General features: G+C 58.9%; 16 protein-coding genes. 6 read left to right on the forward strand and 10 right to left on the reverse strand.

The features are described 5' to 3' along the window. Positions 1-15: 15 nt before the first annotated feature. From nuoI to C3Z11_RS04200, 8 genes are all read right to left on the reverse strand, one after another. On the reverse strand, positions 16-555 hold the full coding sequence (nuoI, locus tag C3Z11_RS04165) for an NADH-quinone oxidoreductase subunit NuoI (protein ID WP_106476561.1): 540 nt from the start codon (positions 553-555) through the stop codon (positions 16-18). A gap of 18 nt (positions 556-573) precedes the next feature. Then, on the reverse strand, positions 574-1560 hold the full coding sequence (gene nuoH / locus C3Z11_RS04170; protein WP_106476563.1) for an NADH-quinone oxidoreductase subunit NuoH: 987 nt from the start codon (positions 1558-1560) through the stop codon (positions 574-576). After that, positions 1557-4328: an NADH-quinone oxidoreductase subunit NuoG gene (gene nuoG / locus C3Z11_RS04175; RefSeq protein WP_106476565.1), complete on the reverse strand. Its 2772-nt coding sequence runs from the start codon at positions 4326-4328 to the stop codon at positions 1557-1559. Before nuoG ends, nuoH begins: the two co-directional genes overlap by 4 nt. Positions 4329-4451: 123 nt before the next feature. Continuing rightward, positions 4452-5810 carry an NADH-quinone oxidoreductase subunit NuoF gene (nuoF, locus tag C3Z11_RS04180; protein ID WP_106476567.1) on the reverse strand — a complete coding sequence of 453 codons (1359 nt, stop codon included), beginning with the start codon at positions 5808-5810 and terminating at the stop codon, positions 4452-4454. Continuing rightward, the gene (gene nuoE / locus C3Z11_RS04185) at positions 5807-6331 is read right to left on the reverse strand and encodes an NADH-quinone oxidoreductase subunit NuoE (RefSeq protein ID WP_106476569.1); all 525 of its coding nucleotides are present in this window, start codon (positions 6329-6331) and stop codon (positions 5807-5809) included. The genes nuoF and nuoE overlap by 4 nt, the downstream gene beginning before the upstream one ends. A gap of 5 nt (positions 6332-6336) precedes the next feature. Then, entirely contained in the window at positions 6337-8118 is a 1782-nt protein-coding gene (nuoC, locus tag C3Z11_RS04190) for an NADH-quinone oxidoreductase subunit C/D (RefSeq protein WP_106476571.1), read from the reverse strand. A 69-nt stretch (positions 8119-8187) separates the two neighbouring features. Next, positions 8188-8865, reverse strand: a complete 678-nt coding sequence (locus C3Z11_RS04195; RefSeq protein WP_106476573.1) for a NuoB/complex I 20 kDa subunit family protein — start codon at positions 8863-8865, stop codon at positions 8188-8190. A 15-nt stretch (positions 8866-8880) separates the two neighbouring features. Next, positions 8881-9285 (reverse strand): NADH-quinone oxidoreductase subunit A, encoded by a 405-nt coding sequence (locus C3Z11_RS04200; RefSeq protein ID WP_106476575.1) that lies wholly within the window; start codon positions 9283-9285, stop codon positions 8881-8883. Between the two features lie 595 nt (positions 9286-9880). Between C3Z11_RS04200 and thiD the strand changes: the two genes are divergently transcribed. From thiD to C3Z11_RS04220, 4 genes are all read left to right on the forward strand, one after another. Beyond that, positions 9881-10681: a bifunctional hydroxymethylpyrimidine kinase/phosphomethylpyrimidine kinase gene (gene thiD / locus C3Z11_RS04205; RefSeq protein WP_106476577.1), complete on the forward strand. Its 801-nt coding sequence runs from the start codon at positions 9881-9883 to the stop codon at positions 10679-10681. A gap of 192 nt (positions 10682-10873) precedes the next feature. Then, positions 10874-11731: a universal stress protein gene (locus C3Z11_RS04210; RefSeq protein ID WP_106476579.1), complete on the forward strand. Its 858-nt coding sequence runs from the start codon at positions 10874-10876 to the stop codon at positions 11729-11731. 64 nt (positions 11732-11795) lie between these two features. After that, positions 11796-12233 (forward strand): D-aminoacyl-tRNA deacylase, encoded by a 438-nt coding sequence (dtd, locus tag C3Z11_RS04215; RefSeq protein ID WP_106476581.1) that lies wholly within the window; start codon positions 11796-11798, stop codon positions 12231-12233. 39 nt (positions 12234-12272) lie between these two features. Further along, complete coding sequence (locus C3Z11_RS04220; RefSeq protein WP_106476583.1) at positions 12273-13031, forward strand: SDR family NAD(P)-dependent oxidoreductase; 759 nt, start codon at positions 12273-12275, stop codon at positions 13029-13031. A 108-nt stretch (positions 13032-13139) separates the two neighbouring features. Here the strand turns inward: C3Z11_RS04220 and C3Z11_RS04225 are convergent, their stop codons facing one another. Further along, positions 13140-13370, reverse strand: coding sequence for a hypothetical protein (locus C3Z11_RS04225; RefSeq protein WP_158700923.1), 231 nt, complete (start codon positions 13368-13370; stop codon positions 13140-13142). A 77-nt stretch (positions 13371-13447) separates the two neighbouring features. Then, positions 13448-15367 (reverse strand): ABC-F family ATP-binding cassette domain-containing protein, encoded by a 1920-nt coding sequence (locus C3Z11_RS04230; protein WP_106476586.1) that lies wholly within the window; start codon positions 15365-15367, stop codon positions 13448-13450. Positions 15368-15463: 96 nt separating this feature from the next. On the opposite strand from C3Z11_RS04230, the gene C3Z11_RS04235 reads away from it, so the two are divergent. Next, positions 15464-15976 (forward strand): TIGR02444 family protein, encoded by a 513-nt coding sequence (locus tag C3Z11_RS04235; RefSeq protein WP_158700924.1) that lies wholly within the window; start codon positions 15464-15466, stop codon positions 15974-15976. A gap of 78 nt (positions 15977-16054) precedes the next feature. Next, a complete protein-coding gene (locus C3Z11_RS04240; RefSeq protein WP_106476590.1) occupies positions 16055-16780 on the forward strand; it encodes an FKBP-type peptidyl-prolyl cis-trans isomerase in 726 nt (241 codons plus the stop codon). The last annotated feature ends 211 nt before the right edge of the window (positions 16781-16991 follow it).

Genomic DNA, 16991 nt, shown 5'->3' on the forward strand with positions numbered 1-16991 from the left:
ATGCTCCTTACACCGTCACGGTAACAGAGTCTTGACGTCTATCGGCTCGGCCTCGTTCTGCGCGGCCCCTTTATCCTTGCCAGCAATCGACAGCCCGGCCACCCGGTAAAAATTATAACTATGGTCCTTGCCGGGACCGGAAATCAGCAGATCCTGCTTTTCGTAGACCAGATCCGAGCGCTTGTACTCGCTGAGCTCGAAATCAGGGGTCAGTTGGATCGCCGACGTCGGGCACGCCTCCTCACAGAAGCCACAGAAGATGCAACGCGAGAAATTGATGCGAAAGAATTCCGGATACCAGCGACCGTCTTCCTTTTCGCCCTTCTGTAACGAAATGCACGACACCGGACAGGCCACCGCACACAGGTTACAAGCGACACAGCGCTCCTCACCGTCGGGGTCGCGGGTCAGCACGATACGTCCCCTATAACGCGGCGACAGGTAAACCTTTTCTTCCGGATACTGTAGCGTCTCGCGCTTGCGAAACGCATGCATGAACACCATCCACAACGTGCGCAGCTGGGACCAGGTGCCGGTCACTACCTTCTTGATCATGACGTCTTCCTTCCCCGATCAGGTCGTCGCCGACGCATGGAGCAGAATCACCGCTCCGGTGGCCAGCAGGTTGAGCAATGTCAGCGGCAAGCAGAACTTCCAGCCGAAGTTCATCACGGCGTCGTAACGTGGGCGTGCCAGCGCAGCGCGAATCAGCACGAACAGCATGATGAAGAAACATGTCTTGAGCAGAAACCATATGAACGGCGGTAACAGAGGGCCGTGCCAGCCGCCGAAGAACAGCGTGGCAATCAATGCCGAGATCAGTACCACGCCGACATATTCACCCACAAAGAACATGCCCCACTTCATGCCGGAGTACTCGACGTGATAGCCGTCGGCAAGCTCCTGCTCGGCCTCGGGCTGGTCGAAGGGCGCACGGTGAGTGACCGCGATACCGGCGATGATGAAGGTACAGAAGCCAAAGAACTGCGGAATGATGAACCACACGTCAGTCTGGGCATTGACAATGTCACGCATGTTGAACGAGCCGGTCATCGCCACAATACCCATCAGCGACAATCCCATGAATACTTCATAGGAGAGCGTCTGCGCCGAGGCACGCATCGCACCGAGCAATGCGTACTTGTTGGCACTGGAGTAACCGGCAAACAGCACCGCATAGACGTTGATGCCCGCCATCGCGAAGAAGAACAAAATACCGATATTGAGATCCGCCACGCCCCAGGTCGGTGTGATCGGAATGATCATGAACGACAAAAGCAGCGAGCCCAACGCAATCGCCGGGGCCAGCACGAACAGCTTCTTGTCGGCGAAACTTGGAATCCAGTCTTCCTTGAAGAACATCTTGAGCATGTCGGCGGCAAGCTGCAGCGAGCCGAACGGCCCTACGCGGTTAGGGCCGTAGCGATCCTGCCAGAGGGCTAACAGGCGGCGCTCGACAAAGCTCAAGAACGCACCGGCCACCACCGCAACGAGCAAGATGACAATTGCCTTGAGCACCGCAATGATGATGTCGACCGCGAGCGGGGATAACCAGCTCATGCTTTACCTCCCATGCTGATGCGGGCCCAGCCGCTGCGGGCATCGGCAGGAATGCCGGGTAGACCGACCGGCACCCCGAGCGTACCGCGCGGCATTGCGGCGCTGACCTTGAGTGGCAGCTCAAGCATCTTGTCGTTGATGCTCACCTGGAGCGAGCTGCCCGCTTCGACGCCTAACGCCTGAGCGTCTTCACGGCTTAACGCCACATAGGTTGCCGACATGCGCTCTCGAATCGGCTCGGCACGGGCTGACATCTCATCGCTGCCAAACAGATGGTAGAGCGGCACAACATGCCATTCGTTAGCGCGGGGCTTGAACGGCTCAGGGATCACATCGAAATAATCGAGTTCACATCCCGGATTGAGTTCGATCAACCGGACACCAGGGTCTCCCGCGCTGAGATGGCCGCCCACTTCGTCCTGAAACTTGTTCCAGGCCTGCGGCGAGTTCCAACCCGGCGCCCAGGCGAACGCGACTTCAGAGCGTGGCTCACCGAAACCGTTGTAACCTTCCATCGAGAAGGAAAACGGCGTATCGACATCCTGCGGCGTGCGCGGCTCGTGGACACTGATGTTGGCACGCATTGCAGTACGCCCGCTTGAGCGGTGCGGCGAGCGTGCCAGTTTCAGCCCCTTGACGCGGAAAGACGCGCTTGGTGCAGCATTGCGGATACCGGCCAACTGGGGATGAGCATCGGCGCAGGCATGAGTGACCTCATCCAGCGTCGTCCAGTCGACCGGGCGGCGCTCCAGCGTGGTGTGCAGTGCATGCAGCCAGCGCCAGCTCTCGTGGGTCAGCTCGCCGGGACGATAGTAGGCCGGATCATAGACTTGAAAGAAACGCTGAGCGCGCCCTTCCTGATTGACCAACGTACCGTCGCCTTCGGCAAAAGTCGCCGCTGGCAGTGCGACGTGGGCACGCTTGAAGGTTTCAGTCTGCTGATGATCGAGCACGATCAGCGTCTGGGCATTATCAAGCGCCGCATCGACACGGCCATGCTCGGCGCGGGTATAAAGATCATTTTCGAGCACGACCAGCGCCGTACCGTCGCTTTCGCTTAGCATATCGAGCGCCCAGTCGAGCGATTGGCCGCCAAGCATGGTGACCCCGCTGCTGTTGGCCTCGCCGGTAATCAGCGTCAGCGAGCCGTTCTTCTCGCGCCGCTTGAGTGCGCGGGCCAGATTAGCGGCGGCATGGAGAATAGCCTTTGAACCAAGTGAACCGCCCGAAACGATTAATGGTCGATCAGCAGTGATGAGCGTTTCAGCAATAGTCTCAACGAGCTGCTGAGCAGCAGCATCAAGACTATCGACCGCCGGCGCATCGCTATCAAGCGCATGGGCGATAGCGAAACCAAAGCGGGCAATATCGTCCGGCGTACCACGGAAGGTACCGGCAGCAATGTCATCAAGACGCGTCTCGGCCAAGCTGGTAACAAACACCGGCAATTTGCTGCCTTGAGCCAGCGTATTAGCGGCGTTGACGTTCCACAGCGGAATCTTCTGCGCCTCGGCCAGCTTGCCGCCCTTGGCGTTGGCAACTTGGCGCACCGCCAGCGCGACGCGGGCCGCGGTCTGGGTCAGGTCCTCACCCAGCACGATTACCGCGTCGTGATCCTCGATCTCGCGCATCGACGGCGTCGGCAGCGCCCCTTCGCGCTGGATCCTGAGGATCAGCTCGAGCCGTTCGAGCTCGTCGGCGGCGATGCCAGTGGAGAAATTCTCGGCACCGACCATATCGCGCAGGACATAGTTGCTTTCCAGGCTGGCACGCGGCGAGCCGATGCCGATCACGCGCCTAGCGCTACGCAGCAGGTCGGCGCTGCGATCCAGCGCGCCGTCGAGGGTCAGCATCATGTCGGCGTCTGGCGCGAGCAGCGAGGCGTCGCCCGGCGATTCGCCGGCTGACGCCTCGCGCCACAGCGGCTGGCGCGGCCGATCGGCGCGATTGACGTAGCCGTAGCCGAAGCGGCCCCGGTCGCACAGAAAGTAGTGGTTGACGTCGCCGTTGTAGCGATTCTCGATCCGCCGCACTTCACCGTAGCGCTCGCCGGGGCTGATATTGCAGCCGCTCGAGCACTGATGACAGATACTCGGGGCGAACTGCATGTCCCACTTGCGGGTGTAATGATCGGAGTGGGTCTGATCGGTGAACACCCCGGTCGGGCAGACTTCGGTCAGGTTGCCGGAGAACTCGCTTTCCAGCACGCCGTCGGTGGTACGGCCGAAGTAGATGTTGTCGTGGGCACCGAAGGCGCCGAGATCCTCGCCGCCGGCGTAGTCCTTGTAGAAGCGCACGCAGCGGTAGCAGGTAATGCAGCGGTTCATCTCGTGATTGATGAACGGACCGAGGTACTGGTTCTTGTGGGTGCGCTTTCTGAAGCGATAGCGCCGCCGGTCGTGGCCGGTCATCACCGTCATGTCCTGGAGGTGGCAGTGACCGCCCTCCTCGCACACCGGGCAGTCGTGGGGGTGGTTGGCCATCAGCCACTCGATGACGTTGGCGCGGAACTCCTTAGCCTCGTCATCGTCGATCGAGATGTAGCTGTCGTCCTTGATCGGCGCCATGCAGGACATCACCAGCATGCCGCGGGTGTCATCCTTGTCCTTGTACTGCTTGACCGCGCACTGGCGGCAGGCACCGACGCTGCCCAGCGCCGGATGCCAGCAGAAATAGGGAATATCAAGGCCCAACGACAGGCAGGCGTGCAGCAGGTTGTCTGCGCCGTCGACCTCGTAATCCTTGCCGTCTACGTGAATGGTAGCCATGCTGCGTCGTCTTTCCCGTCATCGTGCTCGGGCAATACCCGGGCGGCATTGAGTCACAATCTGTTGTCGCATCTGCCTCGTTTGCGCAGATGTCGGGCGCTATACCCTACCTGCACCCGCAGCCTATACCTGACCGAGCGGAATCGGCTCGGCCTGGGGCTCGCGGTGCGGGTGGCTGATGCCATGTTCGAATTCTTCGCGGAAATACTTGATCGCGCTGCCCAGCGGCTCGACGGCTCCCGGCGCGTGGGCGCAGAAGGTCTTGCCGGGGCCGAGCTTGTGGACCAGATCGATCAGCATCTCGATATCGCCCTGCTCACCCTCGCCCTGCTCCAGCGCACGCAGGATCTTGACCGTCCACGGCAAACCGTCGCGGCACGGCGTGCACCAGCCGCACGACTCGCGGGCGAAGAACTCCTCCATGTTGCGCAACAGCGCGACCATACTGATCTTGTCGTCGACCGCCAGCGCCAGCCCAGTACCCATGCGCGTGCCGACTTCGGCGATGCCGTTGGAGCACATCTGCGCATCCAAATGCTCGGGCAGCAGAAAGCCAGTGCCAGCGCCGCCCGGCTGCCACGCCTTGAGGGTGTAACCGTCGCGCATGCCGCCAGCGTAATCTTCGAAAATCTCGCGCGCTGGCGTGCCCAGCGGCAGTTCCCACAGCCCGGGGTTATTGACCCTGCCGGTGAAGCCGAACAGCTTGGTACCACCGTCTTGGCTGCCATCGAGGGCCAGATCGAGGTACCACTCTTTGCCGTTGGCCATGATCGACGGCGCGTTGCACAGCGTTTCAACGTTGTTGACCACGGTCGGCTTGCCCCAGGCACCGCTCTGACCCGGAAACGGCGGCTTGGAGCGCGGGTTGGCACGTCGTCCTTCCAGTGAGTTGATCAGTGCGGTCTCTTCGCCACAGATGTAGCGCCCGGCACCGGTATGCACGGAAAGCTCGAAGTCGAAACCGCTACCCAGCACGCTGTCTCCGAGGATGCCGGCCTCGCGCGCTTCCGCGATGGCGCGGTTGAGGCTGCGCGCAGCGTCGACGTACTCGCCACGCAGGAAGATATAGCCACGCATTGAATTGTTGGCGTAGGCGGCAATGATCATGCCTTCGATCAGCAGGTGCGGCTCCTGCTCCATCAGCAGGCGGTCCTTGTAGGTGTTGGGCTCCATCTCGTCGGCGTTGCACAAGAGATAGCCGCGCGGGATCTCGTCGCCCTTGGCGGTCAAGCTCCACTTGACCCCGGCCGGGAAGCCAGCGCCGCCTCGGCCCTTGAGCCCGGCCTCCTTGACCAGCGCAGCAACGTCGTCCGGCGTCGATTCAAGCGCCTTTTTAAGTCCTTCATAGCCCTGCTTGCTGCGATATTCATCAAGCCAGATTGGCTCGCCATCACCACGCAGCCGCCAAGTCAACGGATGGGTCTCGGGCAGGCGGTCTGCAATCAGATTAGGCGTGCCGAACGATACGAAACGAGTGCTCATGCGTAGGCCTCCAGCAGCTTGATCACGCCCGCGGCGTCGAGATGACTGTGAGTATCCTCATCCACCATCATCGTTGGCCCCTTGTCGCAGTTACCGAGACAGCACACCGGCAGCAGAGTGAAGCGGCCATCGGCGGTGGTCTGGCCCGGCACGATGCCGAGTTCGCGCTTGAGCGTGTCACGAATCTCTTCATAACCGTTGATGTAGCAGGTCATGCTGTCGCACAGCAGAATCACGTGGCGACCGACTGGCTGCCGGAAGATCAGGCTATAAAAGGTCGCTACGCCCTCGACATCACTCGATGGAATACCCAGCACGTCGCTGATCGCGTAGATCGCGCCGTCCGGCACCCAGCCGCGGCGCTTCTGAACGATCTTCAGAGCCTCGATCGAGGCCGCGCGCGGATTCTCGTAGTGGTGCATTTCGTGCTCGATCGCGGTGCGCTCTTCGTCGCTAAGCACGAAACCGTCGTCGGGACGGTCAGAGGCGATCAGGGTGTCGTGTTTGAAAGAAGTATCCATGCGACTTAACGGTCCACGTCGGCCATGACGAAATCGATACTGCCCAGATGCGCGATCAGATCCGGCACGAACCCACCGCGCATGACGGCGGGAATCTGCTGTAGATGAGGATAGCTCGGGGTGCGAATCCGGGTGCGATAGCTCATGGTGTTGCCATCGCTGGTCAGGTAGTAGCTGTTGATGCCCTTGGTCGCCTCGATCATCTGCTGTGATTCGTTGGCCTTGAGCACTGGTCCCCAGGAGACTTGGAGGAAATGGGTGATCAGCGTCTCAATGTGCTGCAGCATCTTCTCGCGCGGCGGCGGCGTGGTCAGCGGATGATCGGCCTTGTAATCACCGGCCGGCATGTTATCCAGACACTGCTGCATAATGCGCAGGCTCTGACGCATCTCTTCGATGCGCATCATGCCGCGGTCAAAGGCGTCTCCGTTGTGGGCAACAGGGATCTCGAATTCAAAGTTTTCATAACCGGAGTAGGGCCGTGCCTTGCGCAGGTCAAACTCGAAACCAGTAGCACGCAGGTTAGGCCCGGTCACGCCCCATTCGAGCGCCTCGCGAGTGGTATAAGCCGCCACGCCCTTGGTACGCTCGCGCACCACAGCGTTGTCCATCATCGCGCGCTGGTACTCGTTGAGACGCTTTGGCATCCAGTCAATGAAGCTCTTGACCTTGCCTTCCCATCCCTTGGGCAAGTCCTGGGCAACACCGCCGATGCGGAACCAGGCCGGATGCATGCGAAAACCGGTGATCGCCTCGATGACTTCATAGGACTTCTGCCGGTCGGTGAAGGCGAAGAACACCGGCGACATCGCGCCCAGATCCTGCAGATAGGTGCCGAGGAACAGCAGGTGGCTGCTGATTCGAAACAGCTCTGCCATCATGATGCGGATCGTCTCGACCCGCGCGGGCACCTTGATGCCGGCCAGCTTCTCGACCGCAAGGATGTACGGCAGGTTGTTCATCACCCCGCCGGTATAATCGACCCGGTCGGTATAGGGGATGTAGCTGTGCCACGACTGACGTTCGCCCATTTTTTCGGCGGCGCGGTGGTGGTAGCCAATATCAGGTACGCAGTCGACGATCTCTTCGCCATCAAGCTGCAAAACGATGCGGAACGCACCGTGGGCAGAGGGATGGTTGGGACCGAGATTGAGGAACATGTAGTCCGTTTCCTCGGTGCGCCGCTGCATGCCCCAGTCCTCGGGATTAAAACGCAGCGCCTCCTGGGCCTTGTCCTGTCCTTCCATCGTCAGCGTGTAAGGATCAAACTCGGTAGCGCGGGCGGGGTAATCCTTGCGCAGCGGATGGCCGTTCCAGTTCGGCGGCATCAGAATCCGCGTCAGGTGCGGATGGCCGGGGAAGTCGATGCCGAACATGTCGAACACTTCGCGCTCGTACCAGTTGGCGTTGGGCCAGATGCCAGTCACGGTTGGCACCCTGAGATCCGCCTCGGAAAGCGCCACCTTGAGCATGATGTCGCTGTTACGTTCCAGCGACATCAGCTGATAGAACACGGTGAAGTCGGCCTTCGGCAGCCCGTCGCGATGCATGCGCAGCCGTTCGTCGACGCCATGCAGATCGTAGAGCATGACGTAGGGACGCGGGACGCCACGCAGGAACTTCATGATATCCAGTAGCTGCTCTCGGGCTGCCCACACCACCGGCATGCCGATAAGGGTAGGCTGAAGCGTGAACGCTTCGGCGCCGAACTGAGCATACAGCTCAGCGACAATGCCGTCCTGGGCCACGTCCTGGGATGAATTCGACAAAGCGGTATCAGCGGTCATGGTTTCTCAATCAGCCCTGCACGTTCGGTCTGGCTGGATGACGTAGCGGCGCAGCCACACGCCACGGCGTCATACTTCATCAGGCGTACGCAGGTTGGTCACCTGAATGCGCTCTGCGCGACTTTTCTCTTTCTGTGAAGGCATTTCGGCACGATAAACGCCTTGATCGCCGACTACCCACGATAGCGGCCGACGCTCCTCCTGCACCGAGTCCTGCAGTAATTGCAGTCCCTGCAGGAACGCCTCGGGACGTGGCGGACAGCCAGGAATATAAACGTCAACCGGCAGAAACTTGTCGACGCCCTGAACTACCGAGTAGATGTCGTACATGCCGCCCGAATTAGCGCATGACCCCATCGAGATCACCCACTTGGGCTCGAGCATCTGATCGTAAAGCTGCTGGATGACAGGCGCCATCTTGATAAAGCAGGTGCCGGCGATCACCATGAAATCGGCCTGACGCGGGGACGCGCGGATAACTTCGGCACCAAAACGCGCAACATCATGAGGCGCGGTAAAGGCCGTGGTCATCTCGACGTAGCAACAGGAGAGGCCAAAATTATATGGCCACAGCGAATTCTTGCGTCCCCAGTTGACGCCGGCATTGAGCACGTCTTCTAGTTTGCCCATGAAAACGTTGCGGTGAACCTGCTGCTTCATGGGGTCATCGACATTGCCTCGCTGACCAATCGGATATTGCTGATCGGTCGGCGTGTTGGGGTCGATACGCGTCAGTTTGTATTGCATGGCAAAACGCCTCGATTAGGTCTTTTCAGTCTCTCGCTTGATCCGCTTGCGAGGCGCCCAGGTCAGCGCGCCGATGCGGTTCAGATAGACCAGTCCAACCAATAGCACAATGATGAAAATGCTGGCTTCGACAAAGCCGGCCCAGCCGCTTTCACGCACCGAGACCGCCCAGGCGAAGAGATAGAGGGCTTCTACATCGAAGATCACGAACAGCATCGCGACCAGATAGAATTTGACGGAAAAACGCTGATGGGCATCTCCGGCGGGAACGATACCGGATTCGTAAGGGGTGTCTTTCTTGTGGCCCCAGGCACGTCCACCCAGCAGGCTCGCAGCGCCAATCATGAAAGCGCACAGACCAAATACTGCCAGGACAAAAAGGGTGATGGCCCAGTGTTGGGCAACCTGCTCCACTATCATAGTGACTCACTCATCAACGGTGACGTGCCAGTCGGGTCGTTTTCGGCCTCTTTTCCCCTATTGCCTTGTCATGTCAGGCATGAGCTATAAGCAACAAGACCTCGTTACCCACCTTCATTAAACATAGACAACTAATGTTCAGTCTGACCACCACACAACAGCACAATTATTACAATACAAGTGTGTGAAGCCGGATCTGGTATGACGAATACATGGCCAGTCATTACTGAACAGTGGAACAGGCATGTACTTCGCATCTCACCCGCTGGAAGGACTCTTCAGGTATCAAGCGGCTGTACGGAGACATATCAACTAACTGGCATCACTGTAAGTAACATTAGCAACATAAACGCCTCACTCACCTAGAATCCCGCTTGTAAATATAATTTTCAAGCGCCTTCCGTGGTAAATTGACGCACAAAAAACGTGTGGGTATATCTTAAACTTCATTTCAGGCAATGAACAATAGTTTGCACGCTTTCAATAACCATAAATTTCATGCACCTATTGGCTATCACGGCTACCCATGGCGTAAAGCACTGAAAAGAAATATCTTCTCTTCATGCCAGGATTTCTTGAGAAGGATTCATCTTCAATGCGCGCCCCCAAGCTCCTTACGATTGCCGGCACGGACCCCAGCGGTGGTGCCGGTCAATCCGCCGATATCAAGACGTTCTCTGCGTTGGGTGCCTATGCGACCAGTGTCGTGACGGCAGTGCTTGCTCAAAACACCTGCGGCGTTCGTGACATCCTGCCGCTGCCGGTGGAAATGATCCGTGCCCAGCTTGATTCGGTGTTCGATGACATCACCATCGACGCGGTCAAGATCGGCATGATCGGCGATCTCGCCACTGCACGTGTGGTGCGTGACGCTCTCGAACGTTATCAACCGCGCTTCGTCATCCTTGACCCCGTCATGGTCGCTAAAAGCGGTGATATTCTGGTTGATCGCGATGGACTGCGTGCCGTACGCGAGGTGCTGATTCCGATTGCCGATGTCATCACGCCCAATCTTCCTGAAGGTGCCGTACTCCTCGACACAGACACGCCGGAGTCCTACGTCGAAATGGAAGCCATGCTGCCGCGGCTGGCCGAACTCGGTGCCGGAAACGTGCTGCTCAAGGGCGGCCATCTGCGTGACACCCGTGCCGATGACATACTATGGACACCGCAAGGCACCCATTGGATCGGCGCCGAGCGCATCGCCACCACCCGGCTGCACGGCAGCGGCTGCACGATGGCCTCAGCCATTGCGGCGCTACTGCCTCAGCGCGATACGCTGCTCGAAGCAGTGCAGGATGCCAAGCGCTACATGAACGAAGCACTTCAACAAGCTGCTCGGCTGGATGTCGGCAAAGGCAAGGGACCCGCGCATCATTTCCATGCCTGGTGGTGACAAGGTTACGCCGGCCTGTCAGATGATAATGTCGTCATATCCATGTTGAATAAATTCTCGCACCGCACCATGCTTGTGGTCACATCACGCTCCTGGCTGATGCGTGCCTGACGTAATGACATTACCGATAGGCAACGGACGTCTTGAAGCGCTTTAAACGATCTATCGCCGATAAGCGGGAGGATAACGTCAATGCCCCGGACGCTACTGCTGGCTTCTGATCTTTCCCGCGAATGCCGTGCGGCCTTCGCTCGTGCGGTACGTCTTGCCCATGAAAGCGGCGCACGTCTCGACATCATTCACGTGCTTGATCCCTACTTGCCGCGTCACATTCTCAAACCGCTCGAAGACGCCATTGTCGATGAGATCAGCAATACGCTGAACGATGTCTGCGAGGCGCAGGGCGTACCGCGCCCGCAAGCATTGATCCAGACCGTAACGGGTGAGCCGTATGCCGAAATCATTCGCGAGGCCTATGAGCGTGATGCCTCGCTGGTCATTCTCGGCACCCACCGCAAGCATGGCCAACCGGATCTGATCGGTGGTACGACACTGTCCCGCGTGATGCGACGCGCACCCTGTCCAGTGATGAGTATCAGCCATAGCGCCGAACTGTCCTGGCAGGATGTGCTGGTGCCGGTTGATTTCTCGCTTGCCTCACGTCATACGCTCAAGACGGTGCTTACGCAGTTCCCTGATGTCCGCCTGACGCTGCTTCATGCCTGGGACATGCCCGTATCACAGGAGCTGGCCTCGGACCCGGGCTATACGCGCTGGCGCGCCCAGGAGCGCACTCGGCTGCGCCAGCAGCTTGAAACCGAAACCGAGCGCCTGATGAGTGAGATCGGCGCCGTACCCGATCTTGAATTAGTCCTCGAACAGGGCGATCCCGCCGATGTACTTGTCCACCGCCTGCGCCAGCAGCCGCCTGACCTGCTCGCCATGGGCAGCCATGGCCGCATCGGCATCGGCCGCCGGGCCAGCGGAAGCCTGCTTGAGCGATTGATCACCGACACGCGCTGCGATCTGATGCTGTGCCGCACCTGGTAATGCCCGAACGAGCTACGGCCATGCTACGCTCGTCGGCTATCGCTTCGTAATTCAAGGAGAACTCATGCGCGCGCTCATTCAGCGTGTCCGCCACGCCGAGGTTCGTGTCGAAGGTGACGTGATCGGGGCGATTGATCATGGCCTGCTCGCCCTGATCGGCGTGGAAAAGAACGACGACGAAGCCCGCCTCGACAAGCTGCTGCACAAGCTTCTGAACTACCGCATATTCAGCGACGATGAAGGCAAGATGAACAAGAGCCTCAGCGATGTCGACGGGGGACTACTGCTGGTTTCCCAGTTCACGCTGGTCGCCGATACAGGAAAAGGTCTGCGTCCAAGCTTTTCCAGCGCCGCTGCTCCCGCCGATGGCGAGCGCCTCTTCACTGAACTCGTCACTCGTGCCCGTGCTGCCTGGCCCAAGGTCGAGACAGGAAAGTTCGGTGCCGATATGCAGGTTTCGCTTACCAATGACGGTCCGGTCACGTTTCTACTCGAGACCTGAGCCGGGCAGTACCATGTTCCATCATGAGGAGCCTCCCATATGGCCCAGCGCGTTGCGCTTATCACCGGCGGTGCCCAAGGCATCGGCCGAGGCATTGTCGAGTATCTGCTGGCCCGCGACTGGCGCGTTGCCGCCCTTGATCGTGATGATGAAGCGTTGAAGGAACTAGCTCAACAGTACAGTAGCGAGGCGCTATTGACCCTGTCGGCCGATATCGGCAATGAAGATCAGATCGACGCGGCATTCGATCAACTGAAGCAATGGAGCCCGACGCTTGATGTACTAGTTAATAATGCCGGGCTCGCCGGTCCATTCTGCGGACCGCTGGAAGAACTGTCGCTAGAGGGGTGGAAGCGCTGGGTCGATGGCCACCTGACCGGTGCCTTTCTGTGCTCACGTCGCGCCATCCCGCTGCTGCGTGAGCGTCGCGGCTCGATTATCAACATGGCCTCGACCCGGGCACTACAGTCCGAGCCGGAGAGCGAAGCCTACGCCGCCAGCAAAGGTGGCCTGCTGGCCCTGACTCACGCCATGGCCATGAGCCTTGGCCCGGATATCCGCGTCAATGCCATTTGCCCCGGCTGGATCGAAGTGGGCGACTATCAGAAAGCGGCCAACCGCGTTGAGCCCGAGCATCGCGATATTGATCGCGACCAGCATCCGGTCGGACGCGTTGGCACGCCCACCGATATCGCCGCCACAGTGGCTTTTCTTGCCAGCCCTGAAGCAGGCTTTATCACTGGCCAATACCTGAGCGTCGATGGCGGCATGACCAAGAAGATGATTTACGCGGAATAACCCGGACTGCTCGCACCGAAGACGCCGACGCCCTGCTTCGGCGTCTTCGTTCATGTGAAGGCGGGAGGCTCATGACGTGTCACAGCATCAACCGATGCCGTGAGTGGTTTATTTCAGGTTCTTGTATTGAAACGCCAACGCTCTGTCAGCCAAGAACTGCGCCTGGACATAGCGCTGCTCACTACCCCACATGCAATTGGCGGCGCCCATCGCACCGTCACAACGCACCGGACGACCAATAATCTCTTCAACCTTGCTCCGTGCCATACCTGCCTCAAGCTTGTCGAAATTACTCATCGTCAAGCGCTGGCCAGCGCAGCCGCCTAACAATATAAACACGGCTAAGCTGCTCACTATCGCTATCGTTACGCGCCGCACTCCATGGTGCATACCGCCTCCTTGTTTGCCGCACGGGGTCAAGAGTCGGCCAGTAATTCCGCCTCAAGCGTCTCGAGCGCTTCTTCAGCGTCGAGCCACTGCTGCTCGTAGTCTTCAAGCTGACTCTTGAGTTCGCCCTGCTGGCGCAGCAGTTCGGTGAGATCACTCTTGCGTGACGCTTCATAGAGATCGCTGTCACCCAGCTTCGTTTCGACCTGTTCGAGTCGAGCTTGCGTCTCAGTCATTTTCTTTTCCGCCCGGTCGCGCTCCTTCTTGAGCGGGCGCAACCTGTCGCGAAGCTCAGCGGCGGCTTTGCGCGTGGCCTTACGGTCACTTTTGGCCTCACTGTTGGAAGCCTCCGTCTCGTCACTGCTACGACGCTCACGCTCCAGGCGCGCTTTCAACCAGGCACGGTAATCATCGAGATCACCGTCGAAGAGTTCCACACGACCATCGGCGACGCACCAGAAATCATCGACGCTGGCACGCAACAGGTGACGATCGTGAGAGACAATCAACACGGCGCCGTCAAACGCGGCCAGAGCCTCGGTCAACGCTTCACGCATTTCAAGGTCAAGGTGGTTAGTCGGCTCGTCGAGCAGTAACAGGTTGGGTTTCTGCCAGGCAATCAACGCCAGGGCCAGACGCGCCTTTTCACCGCCGGAGAAGCTGCCTACCTCACCGAAGGCGTCATCGCCACGAAAACCGAACCCGCCGAGAAAATTGCGAATTTCTTGCTCGCTGGCCTTGGGCGACATGCGCTGTACGTGTAGATGAGGGGTTGCCTTCATATCGAGCGCATCGACCTGATGCTGAGCAAAATAACCCAGTGCCAGATGTTCACCGGCAACACGCTTGCCATTCAATAATTCAAGCTCGCCCGTCAACGCCTTGATCAGCGTCGACTTGCCCGCGCCGTTAGGGCCAAGCAGACCGATGCGCTGCCCCGGCGCCAGTGACAGACGCACACCGCTCAATAACGGGGAATCGGCATAGCCAATATCGGCCTGATCGAGCGCCAGCAGCGGATGAGAAGTCTTGTCGGCGGAGGGCAGACGAAACTGGAATTGCGACTCGGCACGTAGCGGCGCGATATCTTCCATCCGTTCAAGCATCTTCAACCGGCTCTGGGCCTGCTTGGCCTTGGTCGCCTTGGCACGAAAGCGTCGCACGAAATCTTCCATTTCGGCGCGCCGCGCTTCCTGTTTGACCCGTTCGGACTCACGCTGCACGAGCCGTTCAGCGCGGGTACGCTCGAAGGCAGTGTAATTACCGCGATAGAGCGTGAGCTGACGCTGATCAAAATGGACGATATGTGCACATACTGCGTCGAGAAAATCACGGTCGTGGGAGATCAGCATCAAGGTGCCGGGGTAACGGGTCAGCCACTGTTCGAGCCACAACAGCGCATCAAGATCAAGGTGGTTGGTCGGTTCGTCGAGCAGCAGCAGCTCGGATGGCATGAACAATGTTTGCGCCAGATTGGCGCGCATTCGCCAGCCACCGGAAAAGTCCGCCAGCGGGCGGTCGAGATCCTGCTGGACAAAGCCGAGCCCGACCAGAAGCTGCTCGGCACGGGCGCGGGCACTGTAGCCATCGAGCGCCTCTAGCTGGCCGTGCAGCTCTGCCTCTCGATGAGCGTCACCGGATGCCTGCGCCGCGGCGAGCGCCTGCTCAGTGGCGCGCAGGGCGTGATCACCATCGAGCACATAGTCGGTCACACCGCGGTCGAGCGCGACAATTTCCTGCGCCATGTGCGCGATACGCATACCACCAGAGAGTTCCACTTCGCCGCGGTCAGGCACAAGCCCGCCAAGCACCAGCCTGAACAGGCTCGACTTGCCGGCACCGTTAGCCCCTACAATGCCAACCTTATAGCCATCATGCAGCATGAGGTCGGCGTTTTCGATTAGCGGCGTACCGCCGCGTTGCAGCGCAAGTTGGCGAAATGCAATCATGGCCAGAACCCCATACGTTTGGAATGTCGTTTGTTGGCGATGCCGCCCGTGACGTTACACGTCACTTGGCGCCGCCACATAGTAAAAGGCGAAACAATGACCGCGCATTTTACAGAATTATGGCCGTTCGCGCTGCGTCTCTACGCACGAGAAGGCGTTAGTGCAGCCTGTGTACGCTTGCAGGATGAAGGCGGCCTTGATGTCTGCGAGCTGCTGTGGCTGTGCTGGCTCGCGGCCAATCACCATACGCTGGCTGAGCCGGACAATGAGTGGCAGGAAGCGCTGGGCGACGTGCGTCACTGGCAGCGCAGCGTCACCGTACCACTGCGCCAGCAGCGTCGCTTGCTGAAACCTCTCACCGAGCAGATGCCTCGTCTGGTAACGCTGCGTACGCACATCAAGCAGGCCGAACTTGAGGCTGAGCGGGAAGCACTGACCCGTCTCGAAACCTTGGCTCGTCAGGGCAACGGCGTGCGCCCCGCCAATGGCACTGCCGATCTCGACGCTACGCTCGCGCACTGGGCGGGATCACTTTCTGCTGACCTTATGGCCCTATTGCTGCATATTGCTCATGCCGCAAGAGCAGATGCGGAACCTACCGAGGCCTGATAGAGTCAGAGCACCGGTAGGCGCATCGGCCGCTATTATTGGCCATCAAGCGCTGCTTATGTATTCCAAGGAGAGTTCATGAAAAGATTGGTAAGTGCCGTAGCGCTTGGCGCTGTATTGGCATCCCCGGCCTGGGCTGCAGATTCCAGCCTCGACTCCGACAATGCCAAGCTGAGCTACGGCATTGGTGTCACCCTGTCACGCAGTCTTCAGCAGGATGTGGATGATCTCAACATCGATGCATTCACACAGGCCATTCGTGATGTCTACGGTGATAAGAAGCTCAAGATGAGCGATGAAGAAGTCACTCAGACACTGACGCAGTATCAACAGCAAAAAGTGGCTGAGCAGCGTGCTGCGGCGCAAAAGCAAGCCAATGACAACAAGGCCGCTGGTGAAAAATTCCTCAAGGAAAATGCCAAGAAGGATGGGGTAAAAACAACCGACTCCGGACTTCAGTACAAAGTCCTGAAGTCCGGTAAAGGGACACAACCGAAGGCGGAAGATCAGGTCAAGGTCAACTACGAAGGCAAACTGCTCGACGGTACTGTCTTCGATAGCTCTTACGAGCGTGGCGAACCCGTTACTTTCCGCGTCGATCAGGTCATTGACGGCTGGCAGGAAGCGTTGAAGATGATGCACGAGGGCGATGTCTGGATGCTCTATGTACCCTCTGATCTGGCCTACGGTCAGGCCGGCACTGGTGGTCCCATTGGCCCCAACCAGACGCTGATCTTCAAGGTCGAACTGCTTGATGTCATGGCCAAGGGCGATGACAGCAAGAGTACCGATCACAAGAAGTAACCGTAGCAGACAATAAAAAGCCGGCGTTTACCCGCCGGCTTTTTATTTAGTGTTGTTCCTCTCGAGTAGCCTACATATCACCGCGTTCTGATATTTGCATGCACGTCGCTTAGGTACCTTTTGGCGCCCACCCCGCTACGAGTGATTGGCGTGGCAAAACCAACTTCTTCCTGTGGATAACTTTGTGGAGCAACTGTTCAAGACCCGCGTA

The sequence above is a fragment of the Phytohalomonas tamaricis genome, assembly GCF_003012345.1.
Taxonomy (GTDB): domain Bacteria; phylum Pseudomonadota; class Gammaproteobacteria; order Pseudomonadales; family Halomonadaceae; genus Phytohalomonas; species Phytohalomonas tamaricis.

Excerpts from the sequence above, each read along its gene's own strand:
- nuoI (WP_106476561.1), bottom strand. The coding sequence starts at position 555 with ATGATCAAGAAGGTAGTGACCGGCACCTGGTCCCAGCTGCGCACGTTG.
- nuoH (WP_106476563.1), bottom strand. The coding sequence starts at position 1,560 with ATGAGCTGGTTATCCCCGCTCGCGGTCGACATCATCATTGCGGTGCTC.
- nuoG (WP_106476565.1), bottom strand. The coding sequence starts at position 4,328 with ATGGCTACCATTCACGTAGACGGCAAGGATTACGAGGTCGACGGCGCA.
- nuoF (WP_106476567.1), bottom strand. The coding sequence starts at position 5,810 with ATGAGCACTCGTTTCGTATCGTTCGGCACGCCTAATCTGATTGCAGAC.
- nuoE (WP_106476569.1), bottom strand. The coding sequence starts at position 6,331 with ATGGATACTTCTTTCAAACACGACACCCTGATCGCCTCTGACCGTCCC.
- nuoC (WP_106476571.1), bottom strand. The coding sequence starts at position 8,118 with ATGACCGCTGATACCGCTTTGTCGAATTCATCCCAGGACGTGGCCCAG.
- C3Z11_RS04195 (WP_106476573.1), bottom strand. The coding sequence starts at position 8,865 with ATGCAATACAAACTGACGCGTATCGACCCCAACACGCCGACCGATCAG.
- C3Z11_RS04200 (WP_106476575.1), bottom strand. The coding sequence starts at position 9,285 with ATGATAGTGGAGCAGGTTGCCCAACACTGGGCCATCACCCTTTTTGTC.
- thiD (WP_106476577.1), top strand. The coding sequence starts at position 9,881 with ATGCGCGCCCCCAAGCTCCTTACGATTGCCGGCACGGACCCCAGCGGT.
- C3Z11_RS04210 (WP_106476579.1), top strand. The coding sequence starts at position 10,874 with ATGCCCCGGACGCTACTGCTGGCTTCTGATCTTTCCCGCGAATGCCGT.
- dtd (WP_106476581.1), top strand. The coding sequence starts at position 11,796 with ATGCGCGCGCTCATTCAGCGTGTCCGCCACGCCGAGGTTCGTGTCGAA.
- C3Z11_RS04220 (WP_106476583.1), top strand. The coding sequence starts at position 12,273 with ATGGCCCAGCGCGTTGCGCTTATCACCGGCGGTGCCCAAGGCATCGGC.
- C3Z11_RS04230 (WP_106476586.1), bottom strand. The coding sequence starts at position 15,367 with ATGATTGCATTTCGCCAACTTGCGCTGCAACGCGGCGGTACGCCGCTA.
- C3Z11_RS04235 (WP_158700924.1), top strand. The coding sequence starts at position 15,464 with ATGACCGCGCATTTTACAGAATTATGGCCGTTCGCGCTGCGTCTCTAC.
- C3Z11_RS04240 (WP_106476590.1), top strand. The coding sequence starts at position 16,055 with ATGAAAAGATTGGTAAGTGCCGTAGCGCTTGGCGCTGTATTGGCATCC.